Source organism: Streptomyces sp. NPDC002276, assembly GCF_053891435.1.
This window is the reverse complement of sequence record NZ_JBSFCQ010000017.1, coordinates 102855-126053: the sequence shown is the minus strand read 5'-3', so window position 1 is coordinate 126053 and position 23199 is coordinate 102855. Positions and strand designations below refer to the sequence as shown.

22 protein-coding genes and 1 pseudogene are annotated in these 23199 nt (G+C 71.4%); 6 read left to right on the top strand and 17 right to left on the bottom strand.

Features of this window, described 5'->3' with window-relative positions:
- The first annotated feature begins 32 nt into the window (after positions 1–32).
- Positions 33–857 (top strand): DUF1684 domain-containing protein, encoded by an 825-nt coding sequence (locus ACWIHT_RS35215; protein WP_456172381.1) that lies wholly within the window; start codon positions 33–35, stop codon positions 855–857.
- A 129-nt stretch (positions 858–986) separates the two neighbouring features.
- The gene (locus ACWIHT_RS35210; RefSeq protein WP_456172380.1) at positions 987–1964 is read left to right on the top strand and encodes a helix-turn-helix domain-containing protein; all 978 of its coding nucleotides are present in this window, start codon (positions 987–989) and stop codon (positions 1962–1964) included.
- Between the two features lie 56 nt (positions 1965–2020).
- Here ACWIHT_RS35210 and ACWIHT_RS35205 read toward each other — a convergent pair whose 3' ends face one another.
- Both ACWIHT_RS35205 and ACWIHT_RS35200 read right to left on the bottom strand, forming a co-directional pair.
- Positions 2021–3406, bottom strand: coding sequence for an NtaA/DmoA family FMN-dependent monooxygenase (locus tag ACWIHT_RS35205; RefSeq protein ID WP_456172379.1), 1386 nt, complete (start codon positions 3404–3406; stop codon positions 2021–2023).
- The gene (locus tag ACWIHT_RS35200; RefSeq protein WP_456172378.1) at positions 3403–4503 is read right to left on the bottom strand and encodes an LLM class flavin-dependent oxidoreductase; all 1101 of its coding nucleotides are present in this window, start codon (positions 4501–4503) and stop codon (positions 3403–3405) included. The genes ACWIHT_RS35205 and ACWIHT_RS35200 overlap by 4 nt, the downstream gene beginning before the upstream one ends.
- Positions 4504–4960: 457 nt before the next feature.
- Between ACWIHT_RS35200 and ACWIHT_RS35195 the strand changes: the two genes are divergently transcribed.
- Entirely contained in the window at positions 4961–5719 is a 759-nt protein-coding gene (locus tag ACWIHT_RS35195; RefSeq protein ID WP_456172377.1) for an alpha/beta hydrolase, read from the top strand.
- A 2-nt stretch (positions 5720–5721) separates the two neighbouring features.
- Here ACWIHT_RS35195 and ACWIHT_RS35190 read toward each other — a convergent pair whose 3' ends face one another.
- The 3 genes from ACWIHT_RS35190 to ACWIHT_RS35180 are packed head-to-tail and all read right to left on the bottom strand — an operon-like array spanning position 5722 to position 8170.
- Positions 5722–6954 (bottom strand): 4-hydroxybenzoate 3-monooxygenase, encoded by a 1233-nt coding sequence (locus ACWIHT_RS35190; RefSeq protein WP_456172376.1) that lies wholly within the window; start codon positions 6952–6954, stop codon positions 5722–5724.
- A 21-nt stretch (positions 6955–6975) separates the two neighbouring features.
- Entirely contained in the window at positions 6976–7749 is a 774-nt protein-coding gene (locus ACWIHT_RS35185; RefSeq protein ID WP_456172375.1) for a maleylpyruvate isomerase family mycothiol-dependent enzyme, read from the bottom strand.
- A 58-nt stretch (positions 7750–7807) separates the two neighbouring features.
- Positions 7808–8170, bottom strand: a complete 363-nt coding sequence (locus tag ACWIHT_RS35180) for an STAS domain-containing protein (RefSeq protein WP_456172374.1) — start codon at positions 8168–8170, stop codon at positions 7808–7810.
- 171 nt (positions 8171–8341) lie between these two features.
- On the opposite strand from ACWIHT_RS35180, the gene ACWIHT_RS35175 reads away from it, so the two are divergent.
- A complete protein-coding gene (locus ACWIHT_RS35175) occupies positions 8342–8839 on the top strand; it encodes an ATP-binding protein (RefSeq protein WP_456172373.1) in 498 nt (165 codons plus the stop codon).
- 37 nt (positions 8840–8876) lie between these two features.
- Here ACWIHT_RS35175 and ACWIHT_RS35170 read toward each other — a convergent pair whose 3' ends face one another.
- Both ACWIHT_RS35170 and ACWIHT_RS35165 read right to left on the bottom strand, forming a co-directional pair.
- On the bottom strand, positions 8877–9620 hold the full coding sequence (locus tag ACWIHT_RS35170) for a class I SAM-dependent DNA methyltransferase (RefSeq protein WP_456172484.1): 744 nt from the start codon (positions 9618–9620) through the stop codon (positions 8877–8879).
- A gap of 120 nt (positions 9621–9740) precedes the next feature.
- Positions 9741–10550, bottom strand: a pseudogene (locus ACWIHT_RS35165) (alpha/beta fold hydrolase); the annotation flags it as partial.
- A 241-nt stretch (positions 10551–10791) separates the two neighbouring features.
- On the opposite strand from ACWIHT_RS35165, the gene ACWIHT_RS35160 reads away from it, so the two are divergent.
- The gene (locus ACWIHT_RS35160) at positions 10792–11619 is read left to right on the top strand and encodes an alpha/beta fold hydrolase (RefSeq protein WP_456172372.1); all 828 of its coding nucleotides are present in this window, start codon (positions 10792–10794) and stop codon (positions 11617–11619) included.
- A 48-nt stretch (positions 11620–11667) separates the two neighbouring features.
- Here ACWIHT_RS35160 and ACWIHT_RS35155 read toward each other — a convergent pair whose 3' ends face one another.
- On the bottom strand, positions 11668–12153 hold the full coding sequence (locus tag ACWIHT_RS35155; protein ID WP_456172371.1) for a MarR family transcriptional regulator: 486 nt from the start codon (positions 12151–12153) through the stop codon (positions 11668–11670).
- 96 nt (positions 12154–12249) lie between these two features.
- Between ACWIHT_RS35155 and ACWIHT_RS35150 the strand changes: the two genes are divergently transcribed.
- Positions 12250–13416, top strand: a complete 1167-nt coding sequence (locus ACWIHT_RS35150; RefSeq protein WP_456172370.1) for a PP2C family protein-serine/threonine phosphatase — start codon at positions 12250–12252, stop codon at positions 13414–13416.
- Here the strand turns inward: ACWIHT_RS35150 and ACWIHT_RS35145 are convergent, their stop codons facing one another.
- The 9 genes from ACWIHT_RS35145 to ACWIHT_RS35105 all read right to left on the bottom strand — a co-directional run bounded on the left by ACWIHT_RS35145 (position 13417) and on the right by ACWIHT_RS35105 (position 23174).
- A complete protein-coding gene (locus ACWIHT_RS35145) occupies positions 13417–13866 on the bottom strand; it encodes a response regulator (RefSeq protein WP_456172369.1) in 450 nt (149 codons plus the stop codon).
- A complete protein-coding gene (locus ACWIHT_RS35140) occupies positions 13863–15488 on the bottom strand; it encodes a sensor histidine kinase (RefSeq protein WP_456172368.1) in 1626 nt (541 codons plus the stop codon). The genes ACWIHT_RS35145 and ACWIHT_RS35140 overlap by 4 nt, the downstream gene beginning before the upstream one ends.
- A gap of 85 nt (positions 15489–15573) precedes the next feature.
- Entirely contained in the window at positions 15574–16800 is a 1227-nt protein-coding gene (locus ACWIHT_RS35135) for a PP2C family protein-serine/threonine phosphatase (RefSeq protein WP_456172367.1), read from the bottom strand.
- A 270-nt stretch (positions 16801–17070) separates the two neighbouring features.
- On the bottom strand, positions 17071–18096 hold the full coding sequence (locus ACWIHT_RS35130; RefSeq protein WP_456172483.1) for a Ppx/GppA phosphatase family protein: 1026 nt from the start codon (positions 18094–18096) through the stop codon (positions 17071–17073).
- Between the two features lie 55 nt (positions 18097–18151).
- Complete coding sequence (locus ACWIHT_RS35125) at positions 18152–18925, bottom strand: TIM barrel protein (protein ID WP_456172366.1); 774 nt, start codon at positions 18923–18925, stop codon at positions 18152–18154.
- Positions 18922–19860 carry a sugar phosphate isomerase/epimerase family protein gene (locus tag ACWIHT_RS35120; RefSeq protein ID WP_456172365.1) on the bottom strand — a complete coding sequence of 313 codons (939 nt, stop codon included), beginning with the start codon at positions 19858–19860 and terminating at the stop codon, positions 18922–18924. Before ACWIHT_RS35120 ends, ACWIHT_RS35125 begins: the two co-directional genes overlap by 4 nt.
- Positions 19857–20468 carry a nucleoside deaminase gene (locus ACWIHT_RS35115; protein WP_456172364.1) on the bottom strand — a complete coding sequence of 204 codons (612 nt, stop codon included), beginning with the start codon at positions 20466–20468 and terminating at the stop codon, positions 19857–19859. Before ACWIHT_RS35115 ends, ACWIHT_RS35120 begins: the two co-directional genes overlap by 4 nt.
- 14 nt (positions 20469–20482) lie before the next feature.
- Positions 20483–22009 (bottom strand): GMC oxidoreductase, encoded by a 1527-nt coding sequence (locus tag ACWIHT_RS35110; protein ID WP_456172363.1) that lies wholly within the window; start codon positions 22007–22009, stop codon positions 20483–20485.
- Positions 22010–22043: 34 nt separating this feature from the next.
- A complete protein-coding gene (locus ACWIHT_RS35105; protein ID WP_456172482.1) occupies positions 22044–23174 on the bottom strand; it encodes an ROK family protein in 1131 nt (376 codons plus the stop codon).
- Positions 23175–23199: the final 25 nt, after the last annotated feature.

Sequence of the window (23199 nt, the reverse complement as noted above, 5' to 3'; positions counted from 1 at the left end):
GAGGCCTTGCCTCGTGCGACGAAGGAGTGATCATGACCGTTGACGTCACCACGACGGATCTGCGGGCCTTCGCCCAGGAATGGCTGGAGTGGTATCGCGGTCAGGAGGAACGGCTCGCCGCCCCGCACGGATTCCTGGCGATCACCGGACTGCACTGGCTCGACGAGCGGCCGCAGCGGTTCCCGGACGCGCCGGGTGCCTGGTGGACCGACGCCGAGGGAGTCGCCGTAACCCTCGACGACGGTGAGGAACTCGTCGTGGGCGGCACGCCCGTGCGCGGTGAGCACCGGTTCGGCGTGCTGCCCGAGCGGGGCGGTGTCGACGCGGTGTGGGGTGACGCCGTGATCGAGGTGGCCAGGCGCGGCGGGCACGACATCGTCCGGCCCCGGCACCCGGACGCGCCGCTGCGCACCGCCTTCGCCGGTACCCCCGCCTACGCGCCCGATCCGCGCTGGGTGGTGCGGGGACGGTACACGGCCTTCGAGTCGCCGCGGCCGACGACCGTGGGCGCCGCGGTCGAGGGACTGGAGCACGTGTACGACGCCCCGGGCCGGGTCGATTTCGAACTGGACGGACATCCGCTGGCCCTGACCGCGTTCCCCGGACGCGGTCCTGGCTCGCTGCTCGTTCTCTTCACGGACGCCACCTCCGGAGTGACCACCTACGCCGCGAACCGGGCCCTCGCGCTCGCCGCGCCCGCCGGCGACGGCACGGTCGTCCTGGACTTCAACCGCGCGGCCAACCTCCCCTGCGCCTATACCGACCTGGCCACCTGCCCCCTGCCGCCCGCGGAGAACCGCCTGCCGGTCGCCGTCGAAGCGGGGCAGAAGATTCCACGGGAGCGGGGCGGAGTCTGACACGAAGCTGACAACCAAGCGCGCCTCTTTGTCGTCACCATGAGGGGCGCGCTTTTGTGCGGCCCTGACCCCCCCACCCTCCACGTGCACCGATCACGCGCACTGACCTCGCGCGGGAATGAGGGCCGTATGCTCCGGATTCACTTCACCTCGCGGGACCTGCAGAGCGTCCGGGTCACCCGCCAACCCCAGGCACTGTGGGAACTCGTATGTGGTGTCTGCCGGTTGGACAACCGGCACGGGGCGCTCGAATTCGGGCACTGGCGCCGTTCGGTGCACGACGAGTTAGCCAGGGACCCTCGGGCCGGACGGGCCCTGCTGCCATTACGGACGCTGATTCCTCCGGTGGGTTACATCCCCGACTTCCTCACGCCGTCCGTCACGGCCGGTGGTCTGGCCGGTGGGCTCGACGAGGTACGGGCCACCTCCCGCGCCCGGTTGACCCGTGAGCTGTCCCGGCTCGCCGAGACCCGCCCGCTGCCGTCGTGGGTCTCCACCCTCGACCGACCGGGGACCAAGCCCCTGGGGGCGTTGACGCGAGCGCTGGAAGTGTCCTGCGGGACACTGCTCGATCCGTACTGGCCCCGTGTCCGGGCCGCCGTCGTCGATGATGTCGAACTGCGCTCACGCGCGCTCCTCGACGGGGGCACCTCCGCCCTCCTCAACAGCCTGCGCCCGCACGCCCGTTGGCGCGATCCCGTGCTGGAGGTGGACTTTCCCGTCGAACGCGAACTGTATTTGGAGGGGCGGGGCCTGTTGCTCGTCCCGTCCTACTTCTGCTGGCGCAGGCCCACCGCGCTCGCGGACCCCACGCTCGGGCCGGTGCTCGTCTACCCGGTCGCCAAACAGCCCCTGGAGATCGTCCGGGAGAGCGGGGACGGGCTGGAGCGACTGCTCGGCCGGACCCGGACGGTCGTACTGGCGCATCTTGCCGGTCATGGTCCGCGGACGACGTCCGAGGTGGCCTCGGCGGCCAACATCGCGTTGCCCAGCGCCAGTTACCAGCTCGCTGTGCTGCGCGACGGAGGTCTGGTCACCAGTCACCGGGACGGCCAGTTCGTACGGCACTCGGCGACGCCCCTGGGGCTGCGTCTGCTGGACCGCTGACAGACCGCTGCGGTGGCCACCGTGCACAGGGGGACGATGGCCACCGCCGCCGTGGGTCAGCCCGCCTGCCCGCGGTGCGTGAGCGGTGCGCGCAGACCGAGGTGTTCGCGCAGGGTCGTGCCGGTGTACTCGGTGCGGTAGACGCCGCGTTCCTGGAGTGCGGGGACGAGCAGGTCGACGATGTCGTCGAGGCCGTCGGGGATCAGGTACGGCGTGACGTTGAAGCCGTCGACGGCGCCGTGCCGGACGTAGTGGGCGAACTTGTCGGCCAGTCCCTCCGGGGTGCCGACATGGCCGCGCTGGGGGCCGAGCGCGATGACGGTCTCGCGCAGCGACCAGCGGTTCGCGTCGGCCTTCTCCCGCCATTCGGCGACAACTTGGCGAGGGTCGGCGATGCGCCGTGCGCCGAAGGAGCCGTCGTTCTCGGCGACGACCGGGTCCTCCTTGGGCAGCGGCCCGTCGGCGTCGCGGCCGGAGAGGTCGATGCCCCACAGCAGTCCCGCGATGCCCAACGCCGTTGCCGGGGTGACCTGTTGGAGGCGGATCCAGCGCTTCTTCTCCAGGGCCTCCTCCTCGGTGGCGCCGATGATGATCTCGGTGCCCGGGAGGATGCGCAGGTCGTCCTCGGGCCGGCCGGCGGCCCGCAGTCGGGCCCGTAGGTCGTCGGCGAAGGCGAGCGCGTCGTCGAAGTCGTTGCCGTGCGCGGAGAAGATGACGTCGGCGTTGCGGGCGGCGAAGTCGCGGCCCTCGCCGGAGTCCCCCGCTTGGAAGATCACGGGGTGTCCCTGGGCGCTGCGCGGCAGGGTGGGTGCGAGGTCGACGTCGAACTGCGGTCCCTGGTGGCGGACTTGGCGTACGGCGTCGGGTGTCGCCCAACTCGGTGCGGCGGCCGAGCCGGAGACGGGCGCGTCCGTCCAGCCGTCCCAGAGGGCGCGGGCGACGGTGAGGAACTCCTCGGCGCGCCGGTAGCGGTCGGCGTGGTCGAGGTAGCCGCCGCGGCGGAAGTTGGCGCCGGTCCAGGCGTTGTCGGTGGTCACCACGTTCCAGCCGGCGCGGCCCTCGGAGAGCAGGTCGAGGCCGGAGAGGCGGCGGGCGAGGTCGGCGGGTTCGTTGAAGGTGGTGTTGGAGGTGCTGACCAGGCCGATGCGGTCGGTCACGGCGGCCAGCGCGGCGAGTTGGGTGATGGCGTCGGGCCGTCCTGCGACGTCGAGGTCGTGGATCTGTCCGTCGACCTCGCGCAGCCGTAGCCCCTCCCCCAGGAAGAACGCGTCGAACAGGCCGCGTTCGGCGGTCCGGGCGACGCGCCGGAAACTGGCGGGGTCGATCTGGGAGCCGCTGGCCGGGTCCGACCAGACGGTCCAGTGGTTGACGCCCTGGAAGAAGACGCCGAGATGGAGTCGGGCGTCCGGGCGGGGCACGTCGAGGGGGTCGGTGCGGGTCATCGGGCTTCCTCCTGGACGGCCGCGGCGGCGTACCGGTTCGCGGGCCGGTCGAGGCCCAGGTGAGTGCGCAACGTCGCGGCGGGCAGGGGCCGTTGGGCGTGCCGTCGTTCGAAGAGGTGGGGCAGGACGAGCCGGGAGAGTTCCGGGAGGTCCTCGTCCAACACCAGCGGATGCAGCCGTACTCCGTCCACCACTCCCCTCAACTCGCCCAGCAGCAGGGCGAGTCCGGCGGCCGAGCCGATGTGGCGCAGGCGTCCCCGGTCGGGCCAGGGCGCGTGGCGTTCGAGGTCGGCGACGCGTTCCTCGGCGGTGGCGTGGGCGGTGTCGAGGGCGACCTCGATCTCAGCGAAGGCGAGGGGCGTTCCGGCGGTGGCCGCGCCCGAGGTGACTTCCAGGAGATCACGGCCCTCGACGAGGGCGACGTCGAGCTGCCCGGCGGGCACGCGGTCGGGGCGGCCCAGGACGACGAGTTGGCCCTGCGGCGGGCGCGGCACGATCGCCGGGCCCTTGACCGTATAGGTGTCACCGGTGAAGTCGACGTAGTGCAGCCGCTCGCGGTCGAGGTAGCGGCTGGTGGCGACGGAGCGGATGACCGCGTCGTCCTCCCAGGAGTCCCACAGAGCGCGGACGACCTCGACGCCGTCACGCGACTCGCGGGCGCGGGCCGCGGCCCCGTCGACGAGCGGGCGCCCCCACACGGAGGCCGCCTCGGGCCGCGTCTCCTCGCTCACCACCCATCCGGCGCGCCCGGCCGAGATGTGGTCCAGGGACGCCAACTGGCTGGAGACATGGAACGGTTCGGCGTAGGTGAGCGGCACGACGGGCGCGACCCCGACGACACTGGTCGACGCGGCGATGAACGCGGCCCGCTCCACCGCGCCGATCCGGCCGACCACGTCCGGGCCGGTGCCGGGCGGGAGCGCGCCGTCGTCCAGGGTGAGCAGGGTGAACCCGGCGTTCTCCGCGTCGGCGGCGACACGGGCCACCCGGCGCGGGCTCAGCAGGTGGTCGGGCGAGTGGGCGGCGCGGCGCCAGGCGACGGGATGGGCGCCGTCGCCGTCGATTTCGAGGGCGAGCCGCAGGGCGGAGCCGGACATGGGGGTTCCTTCCGAGAACGCGTCGAGACGGACGGCCCGTGGGGCCGACGTGGGTCAGGGGCGTACGGAAGGACAGACGGCGGAGGCGGTACGGCAGTAGTCGACGTGCCGCCGGATGATCAGCCGCGCGCCCGGGACGGCACCGTGAGGTGCCGTGTCACGTGCGCGCATGGGGCCTCCACCCGTCCGGGAGCGATCGCCTCAACCTTCGTCGCCGGTCCCGGAAGATGTCAAGAACATTAGATGTACGTGCATGCGGCAGTGGCTCGCCATAATGCGTTGGCCGCGCGGACTAGGGGGCTGCTAACTTTCCGTAGGCCGTGAACGCACGCGAGGAGGTGAGACCCATGAACGCAGTATCCAGGTGGGTGCTCCCCCTCTTCTCCACGGTTGGGCCAGCGACCTAGAGGTCGCCGGGAGCGCCGCACGACAAGGCACTCCCGAAAGGCAACACCCCATGAACTCAACGCACTTCCACTTCACCGCCGAGACCACGTCCGACGGTGTCGTCCAGCACGACTTCACCATGGGCGAGATCACCGGCGCCCTCTGGTCGCCCGAATCCGGCGCCGACCGCGCGCCCTTGATCCTGATGGGCCACGGCGGCGGCAACCACCGGAAGTCCCCCGCCATGACGGGCCGCGCCCAACTCCTCGTGGCACACGGTGGTTTCCACGTCGCCGTCATCGACGCACCCGGCCACGGCGGCCGCCCCCGCACGGCGCACGACGAGCGGGAGATCGCCACGATGCAGCAGGCGATGGCGGCCGGCGAACCGGTCGGCGAGATCGTCGTCCGGTACAACGCCCACCTCGCGGAGCGCGCCGTACCGGAGTGGCTGGCCACCCTGGACGCCCTCCAGGAGCTGCCGGAGATCGGCACCGAAGGACCCGTCGGCTACTACGGCCTGACCATGGGCACCGCCATCGGCATCCCGCTGACGGCGGCCGAACCCCGCATCACCGCCGCGGTGTTCGGCCTCTTCTGGTACGACGACGCCCTCGCCGAGGCGGCCCGGCGCATCACCGTTCCGATCGAGTTCGCCCTCCAGTGGGACGACGAGCACATTCCGCGCCCGTCCGGTCTCGCGCTGTTCGACGCCTTCGCCTCGAAGGAGAAGTCACTGCACGTCAACTCGGGCGCCCACATGGAGCTGCCCAGGTTCGAGGCGGACAGCGCGGTGCGGTTCTTCGTACGGCAGCTGCGCCGCAGCTGACCTCAACGCGGCGGCCCCGCGCCCTCCCCGAACTCCAGTCCTGTCATGAGTTCGGAGAAGGCGCGGGCCGCGCCGGGGGCCGTGAAGAGCCGGTCGAGCCGGGCACGGGCCAGGCCGCGCCGGAAGGGCCCGGAGTCGGTGGCGTCGCCGGCGTCGTGGAGCATGCCGGTCATCCAGTGGGAGAACTCCTGATCGCTCCAGACGCGGCGCAGACAACGCGCCGAGTAGGTGCGCAGACCCGTGTCGTCGTGGTCGTGGACGAAGTCGCGTACGGCCCTGGCGAAGAGGTCGGCGTCGTAGAGCGCGAGGTTCATGCCTTTGCCGCCCATGGGCGAGACGATGTGCGCCGCGTCGCCGACGAGGTACAGGCGGCCGTACTGCATCGGGTCGTGGACCAGGCTGCGGAGCCGGAAGGTCTCGCGGTCGGTGATCGGGCCGGAGACGAGGGCCGGGTCGCCGAGCCGGGTGCGCAGGGCGTCCCAGACGCGGTCGTCGGGCCAGGCGTCGGGGTGGTCGTCGGGCGGGCACTGGAGGTAGTAGCGGCTGGTGTACGGGCCGCGCGGGAAGTGCGCGGCGAAGCCCTGCGGGCTGACGGCCAGCAGCGGGTGGGCCGGGGGCGGGGCGTCGGCCAGGACCGTCAGCCAGCCGATCCCGTGATCGAAGGCGTACGGCGTGAGGGCCCCGTCGGGGACGGAGGTGCGGCTGATGCCGTGGTCGCCGTCGCAGCCCGCGACGAAGTCGCAGGTGAGGGTGCGGAGTTCGCCGTCCGGGGTGCGGTAGCGGACGGTCGGGTGGTCGCCGGTCAGGCCGTGCAGGGAGACGTCGGTGGCCTCGAAGCGCAGGTCGCCGCCGTTCGCGAGGTACTCGGCGGTGAGTTTCTGGACCAGCATCTGCTGGGGGCAGAGCCGGGCGGTCGGTCCTTCGGAGCCGTCGTAGTCCGACACCAGATGGGGTTCGCCGTCGACCCGGAGCTCCAGGATGCCCTCGTGCGGGACCCCGCCCAGCACGCGGTCGGCCAGCCCCCAGGAGTCGAACATGCGCACGGCGCGGGTCTCGACGATGCCGGCCCGCTGGCGCTGCGCCACGTACTCACGGCTCCGGCGTTCCAGCACGACACAGTCGACGCCGCTCTGCCGCAGCAGGTTCGCGACGGTCATACCTGCCGGTCCCGCGCCGATCACCACCACGGTCGTGGACTCCGGGGTCTGACTCAACTCCCGTGATTCGTCGGCCACTTGACCACCTCCGGGAGCACTCTATGCCTCCGGGTCCCAGGCGATGAGCTGGTCGAAGAGTCGTTGCTCGCCGTCGATCTTCAGGGGTTCGACGTAGGTACGGCCGTACAGGAAGAGAACCAGTTCTCCGGCCGTGGCCCGGGCGGAGGCGTAGGCGGTGTCGGCGGGGATCGGCGCGGACGCGGGGATGGGCGTGGCCGTCGCGCCGGCGGCGGAGAGTTCGAGGCGCCAGGACCGGCCCTCGGTGGCGTGGTAGTCGACGGTGGCCGGGTCGTGCGGCCAGGGGCTCGTCGTCGCGTTGCAGGTGAACACGAACTCCTCGACACCGTCCACCGCCGCCTCCTCGGGCAGCGGCCGCGGGTCGCCGACGGTGAGCTGGGCGTCGTAGGTGTGCACCGTGGCCTCCTGGACCTGGTGCCGGGCGACGGCACCGGAGGTCTCCGGGGACTGCGAGTCGGCCCACCAGGTCCAGCAGCCGCGATCCGGGCCGAACTCCCGCAGTGCACCCAGGAGTTGCCGCGTGGACTCGGCCGACCAGGCGAGCAGGGCCTCGCGCTCCCGGGGTGCTTCCGAGGCGGCGGGGGTCGCCCGGCTGTCGGCGGGACCGGCGGCGACGACGGCGGCCCAGCGGCGGTGCACGGTGCCGAGATGGTGCACCAGGTCGAACAGGGTCCACTCGGGGCAGGTCGGCACCTGTGCGTCGAGGCTGGGCGCGGCGGCGACCGCGGCCCGGAACGCCGTCGACCGTTCGTCGATCAGCCGCAGCAGGTCCGCGAATTCGAGAGTCTTCGTCACGCCGAATGTCTATCACCGCGCTCCGCCGACGGGACAGCGGATTTCGCCACCCCAACTGTCAGTCCGTGAGGGCCTGTTGGACCGTCGGGTAGCAGTCGATGACTCCGTCGATGCCGACGAGCTGGATGATGCGCAGCACGGAAGGAGCGGTCTCGGCCAGTCGCAGCCAGCCGTCCGCGCGGGCCAGCTTGTGGTGGACGGCGAGGAGAACGTTGATGCCGCTGGAATCCATGAAGGTGACCTGGCGCAGGTCGAGGACGACGTGCGGGGCGACCCCGTCCGGCAGGTCCAGCGCCTCCTTCAGCGAGCCGGCCGTCTGCTGGTCGATCTCCCCGGCCGCGGCCACGACCACGATGCCGTCGACGACGTCGGTCCTGACCGACAACTGCCCCGGCTGCCCCGCTTGTTCGGTGTCCACCATCTGTCCTCATACACGAGTGGGTGAGCGCTACGGATCAGGACGTTCATCCGAAGTGCTGCCCCGCATCGTACGGTTGATGCCCGCGTGCGGTGGAGCCGATGGAAGTCGACGGAGTGGGTGGTGTCTCACGGGGTATGCGCGGGGCACGCGGAAGGCGGTGAAACGATCCGGATGGAACCAGACTCTTCGGAGGACGACGACACAGCGCCGCAGGCCAGGGCACGGACCTGGCCCCTACGGTCCACCGTGGCACTGGACGGGGACGGCTCGTGCATCGCCGAGGCCCGGCGGCTGGCCGCGATGTTCCTCACCCGGGCACGGGCCGAGTACGGGTTGCCGGTGTCGGCCCGCGCCATGGATCTCACGCAGTTGGTGGTCAGCGAACTGGTCACCAACGCCCGTAAGTACGCGCCCGGCCCGGTGTTGATGGATCTGCGGATCGTCGGTGCCCTGGTCGAGGTGGAGGTGTGGGACTCCGACCCGGTGCTGCCGGTCGCCCGCGCCGCCGACGCCCAACGGGTGGGCCAGCACGGCCTGGAGATCGTGCGGGCGGTCGCGCGCGGCTTCGAGGCGCGGCGCGAGCCGGTGGGCAAGCGCATCACCGCGCGCATCGCGCTGACGGACGGCCCCGACACGGGTCTCACCGACGGCGGCCCGCACCGGACGTGAGTCGGGGTGGTCAGGGCGTGGCCGGGACTCGGAGGGCTCAGGGCTTGTCCGGGAGGCGGTAGACGGAGACATGAGAAGTCGACTCGGCGGTGAACTCCGCCCCGTTCCAGTCCGCGTGTCTCGTCTCCAGTTCAAAGCCCGCCAACTGGGCCATGAGGTCGAGTTCGGCCGGCCAGATGTAGCGGTGCGGGCTGAGGTCGACGCGCGCCTGTCCGGTCCCGTCGAACCGGAAGTGGTGCGACACGACCTGCTGGTCGAGGACGTCGTAGGTGTCCAGACCGATGTAGTCGGGGTCGGTCAGCCAGACGGTGGCGTGCTGGCCCGGCGGCAGCTTGCGCAACTCGGGTACCCAGAGCTCGATCACGAACCGGCCGCCCGGTACGAGATGGCGGGCGGCGTTGCGGAAGCACTCGACCTGCGCGGCCTGGGTGAGCAGGTTCGAGATGGTGTTGTAGACGAGATAGACCAGGCTGTACTCGCCGGGGACGACCGTGGTCGCCATGTCGCCGACGGTCACCGGGATCGTCGCCTCGTCCGCCTTGGTCCGCAGTCGCTCCACCATCGGCCGTGACAACTCGATGCCGGTGACGGGGACTCCGCGTTCGGCGAGCGGCACGGCGACCCGGCCGGTCCCGACGGCGAACTCAAGTGCCGCGCCGTCTCCGGCGAGTTGGGCGAGTCGGTCCACGGTCGGCCCCAGCGTCTCGGGCGCGAACATGCCGGTGTCGGGGGTGTCGTAGCGCCGGGCGGTGTCGGCGTCCCAGAGATTCTCCTGCTGCATTCCGCCAACAGTCGTGCCCGGCCGCCGAGTTGTCCAACGGAATTCCGGCGCCGGGCGCTGGAGGAACTCGCCGATGCGGGCGGCGAGTCGGGGCCAGAGTTCCTGCGGGAGGTGGTGGCCCATCCCGTCGAGGATCAGCAGTTCGGCATCCGGTACGGCGGCGGCCGTGGCGTGGGCGCCGCTGACGTCGCACACGATGTCGGCGGCGCCGTGCACCACCAGCGTGGGCACCCGCAGGGAGCGCAGCCGTTCGGTGCGGTCGCCCGTCGCCACCACCGCGAGGCCCTGCCGCTGGATGCCGAGGGGGTCGTAGCCCCGGTCGAAGACGCGTCCGGCGCGGTCGGCCGCCGCCTGTGCGTCGAACGCGAAGCCGGGGGACGCGGCGAGTCGCAGAGCGCGCACCTGCCATGCGACGAACGCCTCCCGGTCCCGCGGTGGTGCGCCCAGTTCGGCGAACACGGAGAAGTCGGCCTCCCCCACGCCGGGTTCACCGGTCGTGGACATCATCGAGGTGAGCGAGCGGACCCGCTCCGGGTGCTCGATCGCGATCATCTGGGCGATCATGCCGCCCATCGAGGAGCCGACGAGGTGTACGGCGTCGAGGCCGAGCACGTCCAGCAGGCCGACAGTGTCGGCCGCCAGGTCGGAGAGCGTGTAGGCGGCCGTCGAGAGGTCACCGGCCAGGGCCGCCGCGAAGTCCGGGACGGGCGCGTCGGTGAAGTGGGTCGACCGGCCGGAGTCCCGGGTGTCGAACCGGATCACGTGCGAGCCCCGGTCCACCAGCGCCCGGCAGAAGCCCTCCGGCCAGTTGATCAACTGTGCACCGGCTCCCATGATCAGCAGGACCGGCGGTGCGGCGGGGTCACCGAAACGTTCGTAGGCGATCTCGATTCCGGACGGGCCGACGTTCCGCGCGATCTGTTCAGGCATGGCCGAAACGGTAGTCGGCGCACGGGCGCCGAAGATCGAACCACGGTCCGACGTTTTTCGCCCGCCCCCGGGGTTACGGTGGAAGTGGCCGAGGAATTCGCCCGACACGCGGAAGTGCCTCGCCTCGCCTAGAGTGTTGTGGTCGACGTGTTCATTCCGGTCGTCTCTCGCCGCCGACCCATTCCGTCGACTCCCCGTATGACGTACTCGCACAGTTCGAGCATTTCGGGAGGAAAACACCATGCCTTTCGCCACCAGTACGGACGGCACGCGGATCTTCTACAAGGACTGGGGGTCGGGGCAGCCCGTCGTGTTCTCCCACGGGTGGCCGCTGACGGCCGACGCGTGGGATCCCCAGCTGAAGCTGATGGCGGACAACGGCTTCCGTGCCGTGGCCCACGACCGGCGCGGGGGCGGACGTTCCGATCAGCCCTGGGACGGCAACGACCTCGACACGTACGCCGACGACCTGGCAGCGGTCATCGAGGCCCTCGACCTGCGCGACGTGATTCTCGTCGGCCACTCGACGGGCGGCGGGGAGGTCACCCGCTACATCGGCCGGCACGGGTCGGGCCGGGTCGCCAAGGCCGTTCTGCTCGGCGCGATCCCGCCGCTGATGCTCAGGACGGACGCGAATCCCGAAGGGCTGCCGATCGAGGTCTTCGACGAGATCCGCGCGGGGGTGGAAACGGACCGTTCGCAGTTCTATAAGGATCTCAGCGCCCCGTTCTTCGGCGCCAACCGCGACAACTCGACCGTCACCCAGGGAACTCGTGACGAGTTCTGGCTCTGGAGCATGACCGTGGGAATCAAGGGCGCCTACGACTGTGTCAAGGCGTTCTCCGAGACCGATCTCACCGAGGACCTCAAGAAGATCGACGTACCCACATTGATCGTGCACGGCGACGACGACCAGATCGTTCCGATCGTGGCCTCCGCCGACAAGTCCTCGAAACTCGTCAAGGACGCGACCTACAAGATCTACCCGGGCGCTCCGCACGGCCTGGCGTTGGTGCCCGAGTTCGCCGAGCGGTTCAACGCGGACCTCCTCGCCTTCGCCCGCGGCTGATCACTTCACCGTCGCGGAGCGTGACATGGGTGCTCGTGAGCGGCCCGGTCAGGCGGTGCGTCTGTCGGCGGACTCGTCGTGGTCGTGGAGCTGCGCGGACGCCACCGCGCAGAACGCCTCCAGGCCGGTGAGCAGCGCGTCGCGCCCGGCGGCCGGCATCTGTGCCAGCACCGCGCCCAACGCCTCCTCGCGGCGGGTCCGCAGGTCCGCCAGAAAGGCCCGCCCCGGATCGCTGAGGTACAGCCGCACCTCACGCCGGTCCGTGGGACTCACCTCGCGGTCGACGAACCCGGCGGCCTGCAACCGGTCGCAGAGCCGACTCGTCGACGGCGGGGTCGAAGCCAGGTGGTCGGCGAGGGTGCGCAGGTTGATGCCCTCGTGGTGTTCCAGGATGAACAGGACCCGCAGCTGCGAGGCGGACGCCGGCGCGGTCGAGGCGCGTCCCCACAGCACTTCCAGCAGTTCCGCGGCCGTGGCGGTGACCCGCGCCACCTCGGCGGGTTCGGGGCGGGGGTGGATGGAGGTCACGATCACACTCTCGCAGGCACAGGGACGGGTACCAGCCTACTAGGCACGCCCTACCCGTTCTCCGAGGGAGAGATTGGCATATCCACGAACGTGAACAGACTCATGACTGTCGAGCGGGCGCTGCGTACCGCGGCTCCCCACGAACTGCCCGACGTGGTCGGGCGGGAACTGGTCCGGTGGTACGCGGCGGACTCCGTGGAGCTGCTCGTGGCCGACTACGGCCTGACCGTGTTGCAGCGCGTCACCGAACTGCCGCACACCCTGCCGCCCGTCTCCGTGCACAACACCCCCGCGGGCCGCGCGTTCGGCGCCCAAGAGCCTTTCGTGGAGGGGAACTTCGGGGACGGCAGCGTGTGTGCCCACCTTCCGATCAGTGTGCGCGGAGACCGCCTCGGCGTGCTCTCGGTGACGCTCCCCGGCGGCGACCACGTACGCGGGTGTCTTCCCGAACTGACCGAGCTGGCCGAGGTGTTGGGCCACGAGGTGCTGGTGGCCGAGCGCGACACCGACCTGTATCTGCGGGCCAGGCGCAAGGACCGGCTCACGCTGGCGGCGGAGATGCAGTGGCAGTTGCTGCCCGGCCGCTCGTGCTCCCGCCCCGAGTTCGACCTCGGCGCCCAACTGGAGCCGGCCTACGCGATCCATGGCGACAACTTCGACTGGTCCGCCACGGCCGACCGGCTCACGCTCTACGTCTCGAACGGCATGGGCGAGGGCATCGAGGCCTCGCTGCTGACGAACCTGACGGTCAACGCCCTGCGCAACGCGCGCCGGGCGGGCATCCCCCTCGCCGACCAGGCGGCCCTCGCGGACCAGGCGGTGTACGCCCACTACCGGGGCCGTAGCCATATGTCCGTGTTGATGTTCGACTTCGAACTCACCACCGGGCGAACGCGGGTGGTGGACGCCGGGTCTCCGCAGACACTGCGGCTGCGCGACGGGGTGGTGGAACGGATCGCGTTCGACGCGCAGTTGCCGCTGGGCATGTTCGAGGAGACCGACTACATCGAGCAGGACTTCCAAATCGAGCCCGGCGACAGGATCCTCTTCGTCAGTGACGGGGTGTACGCCGTGGCCTCGCCCAGGGGTGAGGCGTACGGGGACGCGGCGCTGGCGCGGGCGGTCCAGCACACGAGGCTGCTGCCCGCGGCCGACGTGCCCCGGGCCGTGCTGCGCGAACTGACCGGCCACCGCGGCACACCGACCCCCGACGACGACGCCCTGGTGGTGTGCCTGGACTGGCGCGGACGCGGTCCCGCGGCGCCGTGATCATCCGGAGCGATGGGGCAGGCGGACCACCTGCACGAAGAAGTCGTCGATCTGCCGGACCGCGGCGATGAACTGGTCCAGGTCGACCGGCTTGGTGACATAGGCGTTGGCATGCAGTTTGTAGCTGCGGAGGATGTCCTCCTCGGCCGACGAGGTGGTCAGGACGACGACGGGGATGTGTGCCAGTTCCGGGTCGGACTTGATCTTCTCCAGGACCTGACGGCCGTCGTACTTCGGCAGGTTGAGGTCGAGCAGGATGAGGTCGGGCTGCGGGGCGCCGGTGTGCGCGCCGCGCCGGTAGAGGAAGTCGAGGGCCTCCTCGCCGTCCCGGACGACATGGAGGGTGTTGCCGATCTTGTTGTCCTCGAAGGCTTCGCGGGTCATCAGTTCGTCGCCCGGATCGTCCTCGACGAGGAGGACGTCTATGGGGGTCGCGTCGGGGAGGGTCATGTCAGGGCCTTCTGGTCGTCGGTGGAGGTGTCCGTGGTGGTGTCCGTAGAGGTGGCTTCCGCTGCGAACGGGAGCGTGAAGCAGAGGCGGGTGCCCTCGCCGACCGTGCTGTCGATCCAGATGCGGCCGCCGTGGTGTTCGACGATCTTCTTGCACAGGGCGAGTCCGATGCCGGTGCCGCCGTAGGCGTCGCGGCTGTGCAGTCGCTGGAAGATGACGAAGACCTTGTCGGTGAACTCCTCGGGGATGCCGATGCCGTTGTCGGTGACGCTCAGGCGCCACATGCCGGGGGTCTCGGGGTCGGTCTCGCAGGTGACGGACACGTGCGGGGCGCGGCCCGGGTGGCGGAACTTGAGGGCGTTGCCCACGAGGTTCTGCCAGAGCATGGTCAGCAGCGTCGGGTCGCCGACGGTCTCGGGCAGTGTCTCGGGCCGGTCGATCCGGGCCTCCGACTCCTCGACGGCCGCCGCGAGGTTCCGCAGTGCCTTGTCCAGCGCCTGGTCGAGACCGACCTGCTCCCGGGTGTCGTCGAGTCGCCCGACGCGGGAGAAGGTGAGCAGGTCGTTGATGAGCACCTGCATGCGTTTGGCGCCGTCGACGGCGAAGTCGATGTACTGCAACCCGCGTTCGTCCAGTTGGTCGCCGTACCGCTTCTCCAGCAGCTGACAGAACGAGGCGACCTTGCGCAGCGGCTCCTGCAGATCGTGCGAGGCGACATAGGCGAACTGTTCCAACTCGGCGTTGGACCGGCGCAGTTCGACGGCCTGGGCGTCCAACTCATCGGCCTGGCGGCCGAGTTCCTCCTCCTTCTCGTGGGAGGCGTCGAGTTCGGCGACGATCCGTCTGCGCATGCCCTCGACGGCTCCGGCCACCGCGGTGAGGTCGGCGGGCCCGTCCCCGGTGATGCGGTGCCCGAAGTCGCCCGCGGCGACCCGTTCCGACGCCGTGCTGAGCGCCTCCAGGGGCCGGGTCACCAGCAGTCGTACGAGTACGGCGAGGGCGACGCCGGTGAGCAGGAAGGCGGCGACCATGCCGCTCAGCACGGTGTCGCGCACCGTCCGCTGGTGGGCGAGGTGGGCCCGGCCCTGCTTCACCGCCCGCGCGAGTTCGGTGTTCTGGGTCGCCCAGAGGGCGCGCAGCCGGTCGAACTGGCGCTTGCCGCTGTCGAGGGTGGTCTGGTCGACGGCGTGCGGCCGGCCGGGGGTGACGGCGGCGGCCAGGGGTTCGGCGTAGGTCCGCCGCCAGTCGGCCGCCCCGCGCTCCACCGCCCGTAGATCGGCGAGCAGTCGGGGCCGGTCGCGGAGCTGTTCGCGGAGCCTGGCCGCCGAGCGGGCCTCGTCCTGTTTGCCGCTGGTGTACGGGGCGAGGAACTGTTTGTCGGCGGCGATCGCGTAGCCGCGGATGCCGGTCTCCTGGTTGACCAGGGCGGCCTGGAGCCGGTACGCCTCGGTCTGGGCGGGCTGTACGCGCTGGAGCAGGTCGTCGGTGACGGCGGCCGTCCGGCTCAGCAGGTTCGCGCCGATCGCGCTGCCGATCACCACCAGCAGCACCATGAGCGACAGTGCGAGGAAGAACCATCCCTGTACCGTCAGCCGGCGCCCGATCCCTGTTCCGCCCGCCATTGCCCTCACCGTTCGTCTCGTCGCGACACCCTCTCGTCCCACCTGCTCGTTTCCGGCGCGGTGAATCACGTCCGGGGCAGCTGTCTCATGTCCAGTGCAGGTGCAGCACGGCCACGTCGTCCGCCAGGCCGCCCCGGGTCTCGGCCAGGGCCTCGGCGCGGGCGATCAGTTCGTCGACGAACGGCGCCGGGGCCAGTGCGGCCCGCTCCCGGGCCAGCCGCAGCAGACCCTCCTCGCCCAGGCGCTCCGAGCCCCGGCCGACATGTCCCTCGAAGAGTCCGTCGGTGAAGAGGACCACGGCCGCGCCCGTCGGTACGGAGAGGTCCGCGACCGGCCAGTCCGCGAGACCGGGAACCAGGCCCAGTGCCGGACCGCCGGGCACCTCCACCCATTCCACACCGCCACCGTCCCGCATCAGCAGTCCGTGGTGTCCGGCGCGCACCACGCGGGCGGTGCGCTCGCCGGGTGCGGCGGTGAGACAGACGAGGGTGGCGAAGACCTCGCCGCGGACGCGCTCGGCGACGAGGAGTTCCTCCAGCCGCGCCACCTGTTCGGCGCCCGTGACACCGCTGAGCACCAGCGTGCGCCAGGCGATCCGCAGGGCGACACCGAGGGCGGCCTCGTCGGGGCCGTGCCCGGAGACGTCACCGACCACCGCGTGGACCGTGCCGTCGACGCTCTGCACGATGTCGTAGAAGTCGCCGCCGAGCAGCGCCTGCGCACGCCCGGGACGGTAGCGGGCGACCGCCTCCACGCCCTCGCCGCGCAGCAGGGGTCTGGGCAGCAGCCCGCGTTCCAGGCGGGCGTTCTCCTGGGCCTGCATCCGGCTGGACTGGAGGGCGACGGCCGCCCGCTCGGCCTGCTTGCGCTGGATCGCATAGCGCACGGCGCGTCCGAACAGGCCCGGTTCGACCCGGCCCTTGACCAGGTAGTCCTGCGCCCCGGCGGCGACGGCGGCGAGTCCGGTCTCCTCCTCGGCGAGCCCGGTGAGGACCACGACAGCGGCCCGTTCGGCGCCCGCCCGTACCCGGGAGAGCGCCTCCAGCCCCTGGGCGTCCGGCAGATGCAGGTCGAGCAGGACACAGTCCGGTACGTCGGCGGCGAGCGCCTCGGCGGCCTCGGCCATCGACCGCACCCACCGCAGACGTATCTTCAGCGCGCTGTCGGCGACCAGTTCCTCCACCAGCAGCGCGTCACCCGCGTCGTCCTCGACCAGCAGGACGGAGGGCTGCCAGGCCGGCCAGGTGTCCGGTCCGACCCCTTCGCCGCCCACCGACAGCAGGTCGTCGGCCCGTGGCCGTGGCACCACCATGGCCCTGCCCTCCCCACCGCGCTGTCCCCCGCGAATATAGTTGCCGTCGGACAACAGTCGAGAGCATACCGGTACGCCGGGACGCCCCGTACGCGGTCGGCGAGGCCCGCACCGGAACCGCCCGACGCGCCCCGCGTCCAGCGTTGTTGAGGGTACGACGGGCGGCCGGGAATCGGTGCGGAACCGCTTCGTTCGTCGCCGAACCGTAGGGCTGGCGGTGGTTGCCCGGACCGGTACCAAGTGGCAGGGGGGCGAACGGAGTTCGGGCGGTCAGCCGTCGGCGGTCGTCGGTGCCGGACCCGGTGCGATGCGCAGGGCGGCCCTTCCCGCCGGTTCCGCGTCGGCGCTGCGGCGGGTCAGCTCGGTCCACCAGGAACCGCCGTCCTCGATGTACCGCAGCAGGATTCCCTCGCGGATGCCCCAGGGGCAGACGGTGACGGTCTTGATGCCGGTCAGCTTCATCACCGTGTGCCCGACCACGGCTCCGGCCAGGCTCTGCGCGGCCCGCGGTGCCGAGACACCGGGGAGCAGGGCCCGTTCGGCCGCCGCGAGGGCGGCCAGCCGGTCGAGGCCCACCCGCAGCTCCGACCGCACCAACCTCCTTTCCACGAAAGGACCTTGGCGACCGGGCGCGGCACCGCAGAGTCGCGCCAGCTGCTGAAAGGTGCGTGAGGTCACCACCGTGGTCCGTGGCCCTTCCCAGCGGATCCGCGCGGCCACGTCCCGCAGTTGGTGCCGTACCTCGCGCCGCATCGCCTTGACCGTCTGCTCGGGCGGCCGGTCCTGGCCCGGCAGGAAGTCCCGGGTCAGCCGGCCGGCACCGAGCGGAAGGGACGCCACGAAGTCCGGCAGCCGGCCGCGCCCGAACGCGACCTCGAAGGATCCGCCCCCGATGTCGAACAGGGCGAGCGGCCCGGCCCGCCAGCCCATCCAGCGCCGGGCGCCGAGAAACGTGAGTTCGCCCTCCAACTCCCCCGGCAGCGTGGACAGTCGTATCCCGGTCTCGGTATGCACCGAGCGCAGCACGTCGAGCCGGTTGGGTGCGCCGCGGACGACCGCCGTCGCGAAGGCGAGGGGTCCTGCCGCGCCCCAGTGCCTGGCGGTCTCCTCGGCGGCCGACACCGCCTTCACGAGCTGGCGTACGGCCTCGTCGGGGATCTCCCCGTGCGGCCCGACGCGCTCGGAGAGCCGCAACTTCCACTTGGCCGTGTGCACCGGCAACGGCACCCCGTCCCCGACATCCGCCACCACGAGCCGAACCGTGTTCGACCCCACGTCCACCACACTCATCCGCATGAGCCGGTGAGTACCCAGGCTGAGCAGCGTCAGTCGCAGCTGGACAGTGACCTTGTCAGAGGAAGGCACGGGCCGCGGCGTAGACCTGGCCGCTGTCGCCGAGCGGTGTCGCCTCGATGCCTACGTAGCCGTCGTAACCGGCCTTGTGGAGCCAGGCGAGTTCGATGGCCCAGTCGACGGTCCCGGTACCGAACTCGTGGCGGCCCGGGATGTCGGCCGCCTGGACGTGGCCGATCAACGGGACGGCGTCCTGGATCTCCGCTCCGAGGGGCTCGCCGTTGAGGATCGCGTGGTAACGGTCGTAGAGGAAGCGGACGTTGGGGAGGTCGATCGCGCGCAGGAGAGAGAGCGCCGTGCGTGAGTCGGAGATCAGGGCGTGGGGACCCTCGTGTGCGCGATTGACGACCTCCACGAGGAGTTCGAGGCCGCTCCCGCCGACCTCCTCTCCCGCCCGTGCGAACACCTCTGCCGTGTTGCGGAGTTGAGCGGCGGGGGCGATTCCCGGGACGACGTCCCCGGCGAGTACGACGAGTCCGGGAGTGTTCAGCTGTCGGGCGGCGTCGGCGGCCGCCCGTACGCGGGTGAGGAACTCGTCGTGCGACGACGGGTCGCCCAGGTCGCACTTGTCCCGCCACGACTCGACGCACAGAGTGATCAGGCGCGTGCCGGTCGCCTCCAGCGCGCGGGCGAGGCGGGGCAGGTCCTTGTCCCACCACTCCCAGATCTCCACCGCGCGGAACCCGGAGTCGGCCGCGGCGCGTACACGGTCGTCGAGGGGCCGCTCGCCTTCGAGGAACATCAGCTCGACGCAGGCGGAGAAGTCGATCACGGGCGAACCGCCTTGCCGGCCACGGCTGTTCCGGCTCTGAGGGCGGCGACGGGGTCGGGCGCCTCGTCCAGTTCGATGAGTACGGTGCCGGCGCCCGGGGTGCGGGACATGGCGTCGGCCCAGCCCTGCCAGTCGACGATGCCCTTGCCCAACTCGGCCATATAGAGCTGTTGTTGAGTGAAGACCGTTTCGTCGATGGTGAGTTCGGTGTCGATGGGCTTGACCGCGTCCTTCCAGTGGGCGAGGGCGATGCGCGGGGCGTGGCGGCGGGCCACCGCCACCGGGTCGCCGCCACCGAGGGCGATGTGGCAGGAGTCGGGGCACAGCCAGACGTAGCGCGGGTCGGTCAGGGCCATGAACAGGTCGATGTCCCGCTCGTACCAGAGGGTGCTGTTGGACTCCGTGTGGAACGCGAGCTTCACGCCGAGACGCGAGACGGCCTCACCGACCGCGTGCGCGATGTCGGCCATGCGGGTCATGTACGCGGCGTCGACGAAGAAGGGCGGTCGCGTGCCGAACGTCGTCCGCATCGGCAGTCCGGCGACGAGGAGTTCCGCCCCGACGTCGGCGAGGAAGGCGGCCCGGCGTTCGGCGTCGGCGACGATCGCGGGCAGATCGGCGCCGCCCCGCCAGCCGGGGGCGTCGCTGTCGGCGATGAACGCGCTGACGACGGACAGCCCCCGGGCCGCCAGTTCACGGCGGAAGGCGGGTGCGCTGCCGAAGGCCCGCAGGGCCGACTCGATATCACCCGGCGCGAAGGTCAGCTCGATGCCCGTGACACCGGCCGCCGTCAGCGCGTCCATCACGCGGGCCCAGAAGCGCTCGGGGTGGGCCAGGGCCCATTCGCGCACGGCGTCGGCGGAGGGGAGGTCCCAGAAATCCGGGTGGTAGAAGGTGATGACGTCGGTGGCGAAACGCGGTGCCGTGGTGGTCATTCGGTGCCTCCGCGGGCGTTGTAGACGACGATCCCGTCGGCCGCGTCGACGGCCTCGCGATAGTTCCGGAACACGGTCAGCGCCTCGTCCCGGAGCACATCTCCTACGACGTCGATCCCGCGCGCCTCGAACTGCTCGGCCCAGTCGGCGCCGAGGGGGCCCTCGTCGAAGGTGGTGATCTCCTCCAGCTCGGGCCCCTCCCCCGCGACCACGAGACCGCGCACCCCGGACCACATCGTGGCGCCGTAACACTGCACGCAGGGACGCCAGTTGACGACGAGTTCGTGCGCGGGCAGTCCCTCGGCGCCCAAGTCCCAGCCGCCGAGGGCTCTTTGGGCGAGACCCAACGCGACGACCTCCGCGTGTGCGCCGGAGACGCCGGAGGCCAGTACGACGTTCACGCCGACGGAGACGATCCGGCCGGTGTCGCGCTCGGCGACGAGGGCCGCGAACGGACCGCCGTCACCCTCCCGCCAGTTGCGGTCGGCGAGGCGGTGCACGAGCCGCATCCGGTCGGCGCGGTCGCGGACCACGGCGGGCACGTCGGCCAGCTCGTCGTCGATCCAGGCCGGCAGCGCCACGCGGTATTCCTTGACTGTGCTGATCACGGTCGGACTTCCTTTCAGCGCGCGGCGAGCGGCGCGGTACGGGTGGTGACGGCTCGGGCGGTCCGTACGGCGGTCACCGCGCCCGTGAGGGTGACGTTGGCGGCCATCGGGGTGGGGATCACGCCGTTGCCGGCGAGGTACAGGTTGTCGTAGCCCCACACCCGGCCGTCCGGGTCGCAGACAGTCGTGCCGTCGTCGGCGACGCCCGCCCGGACCGTGCCGGTCACGTGCAGGGCGGAGCCGGGCGGGAGCAGCGCGAGTTCGGTGGCGGGGTCGAAGGGGCCGAACTCCTCGGCCAGTGACCGGACTTCGGCGGACGCCCGGTCGATGAGCGCGCGGTCGGCGTCGGAGTACTCGAACTCGACGCGGATGCGCGGCAGTCCGGCGAGGTCGGTCTCCGACTCCGAGAAGACGAGGCGGTTCTCGGGGCGCGACTCGACAGGGGCGTACAGGGTGAGGCCCACGGCGTGCGCGAGCGGGCGGCCGTCCTCGCCGACGTACGTCCGGTTCATGATCTGTCCGTGGAAGGGCTGTGCCGTTCCGTTCTGCGGCAGCCAGAGCGAGTCCGTGCTGAACTCGCCGGTGCGGGGCAGGGGCAGGTCGTCGAGGGCGAGGCCGAACCGGTCCAGGTCGAGCAGCACCCGGGCGGTGATGAACGCGTGCTCGTTGAGCCTGCGGCCCAGGGCCGGGGGGCGGATGCCCGAGGCGAACAGCAGTTGCGGGGTGCGCAGCGCGTCGGCGCACACGACGACGGTGTCCGCGTGGAGTTCGGTCTCCGTGCCGTCGGCGACGCGGCGCAGTCGGGCACCGGTGACCCGGCCGTCCGAGACGAGCAACCTGGTGACGAGGGTGTCGGTCAGCAGGGTGGACTCCGGGTCGCCGCCGGACGCGATGGGCGGGAAGATCGTCCCCGGTGCGGTGCGCGGCATGGGGCCGGATGCCGTCGCCGTGACGGCCATGGGCATGGGCTGCGGGCGCCGGTCGGCCGGTGCCGTGTCGTCGTAGCGCCTTCGTAGTACGTCGAGGACCAGGTGCCCGATCTCGGTGGGGCCGATCGGGGAAGGTGTGACGGCGAGCAGTCGGCGCGCGGTGTCGAGGTCCGCCGCCCAGGCGGCCGGGTCGCCGAAGTCGAACACCTCGTCGTCGGCGGGCCACGGGGTCGCGGCGGTCCAGTGCACGCCCATACCGCCCGCGTTCCAGGCGAGCGCGGTCGCGGGCATCGCCTCGGCGTCCTCGCCGAAGGCCAGCGCGTGGAACATGCCGGGTGTCAGGCCGGTGAGGCTGTCCGCCGTCTCGCGCACCACCTCGGCGCCGGTGTACATGCCCTGGATGCCGCTGACGACCTGTTCGTTGTAGCGCGCCCAGAGGACCGGGTCGTCGACATCGTGCAGATGCAGCCCGGGCGTCCCGCCGATCGCGCTGCCGCCCTCGATCATCGTGATGCCCAGCCGCGGATCGCTGTCCCGCAGCAGCCGGGCCACCACGGATCCCATGATGCCGCTGCCCACGATGAGGACGTCGGTGTGCGGGATGTCGGTCACAGGGGAACTCCAAAGTCGTTTCGTGTGGGGGGAGTTACGCGCCGGGGACGAGCGGGCCGAACAGCTCGGTGTCCATCCGGTCGAGGGCCAGCTTCACGGCGCCGATCAGCGCGGCGTCGCGGCCCAGGCGGGTGGCGCGCAGCTCGATCGCGGGGGTACGGGCCACGCGCATCGCCTCCCGCACCCGGGGCAGCAGCACGTCGGCCGCGTCCTCAAGACCGCCGCCGAGCACGATCAGCGAGGGTGCGACCGTCCAGGACAGGGTGGTGAGGATCGAGGTGATGTTCTCGACGAACTCGTCGACCTCGGCGAGCGCTTCCGCGTCTCCGGCCCGGGCGGCCTCGAAACGCTCCAGGGCGGTACGGCGCCGGTCCGCCTCGGGTGCGGTGAGCCAGGCGACGGGGTGGTTCGCGACCGAGCCGACCGGTATCGAGTGCGCCTCGACGATCTCGCCGGCGGCCCCGTCCAGACCCCGGTGCACGGCGCCCCGGATGAGGATGCCCAGGCCGGTCCGGTTGCCGAGGACCGCCCAGACGACGTTGTCGTGGTCACCGGCCGCGCCCCGCCAACGCTCCGCCAGCGCACCGAGGTTGGTGTCGTTGTCGGCGAACCAGGGCATCCGCACGCGCCGCTGGAGCTCGTCGGGCAGATGCACGCCCTCCCAGCGCGTGGTGTGCACCAGACGTCGTACGACACCTTCGTCGTCGATCGCGCCGCCGGCCGCGACCGCACCGGCGCGCAGCCGGTCCGGCGAGCCGCCGGCGTCGTCGAGTGCGTCCCGTACGAGGGCCGCCGCGTCGTCGAGTGTGGACCGCGGATCCTGGTAGGCGCGCAGGGGGCGGTCTGCCCGGCCGAGGATACGGCCGCGGACGTCGGCCACCACCGCGGACACGTCCAGGGTGGTGATGCGGACCGCCGCCAACAGGGCTTGTTCGGCGCGGAGTTCGTACCGGCGGGCGGGGCGGCCGGCGCAGCCGCTGGTCGGCACGCGGTCGAGTTCGGTGACCCAGCCCGCTTCGATGAGCGAGTCCAGGATCAACTCGTTGGTGCGGCGGGAGAGTCCGGCCCGCCCGGCGAGTTCGGTCAGGGTCATCGGTCCGGCCGACACCGCCAACGTACGCAGAATGACTGAGGTGTTGACGCGGCGGACGGCGCTCTGGTTCATCCCGTTCGTCGCGGACTTCAGGGGG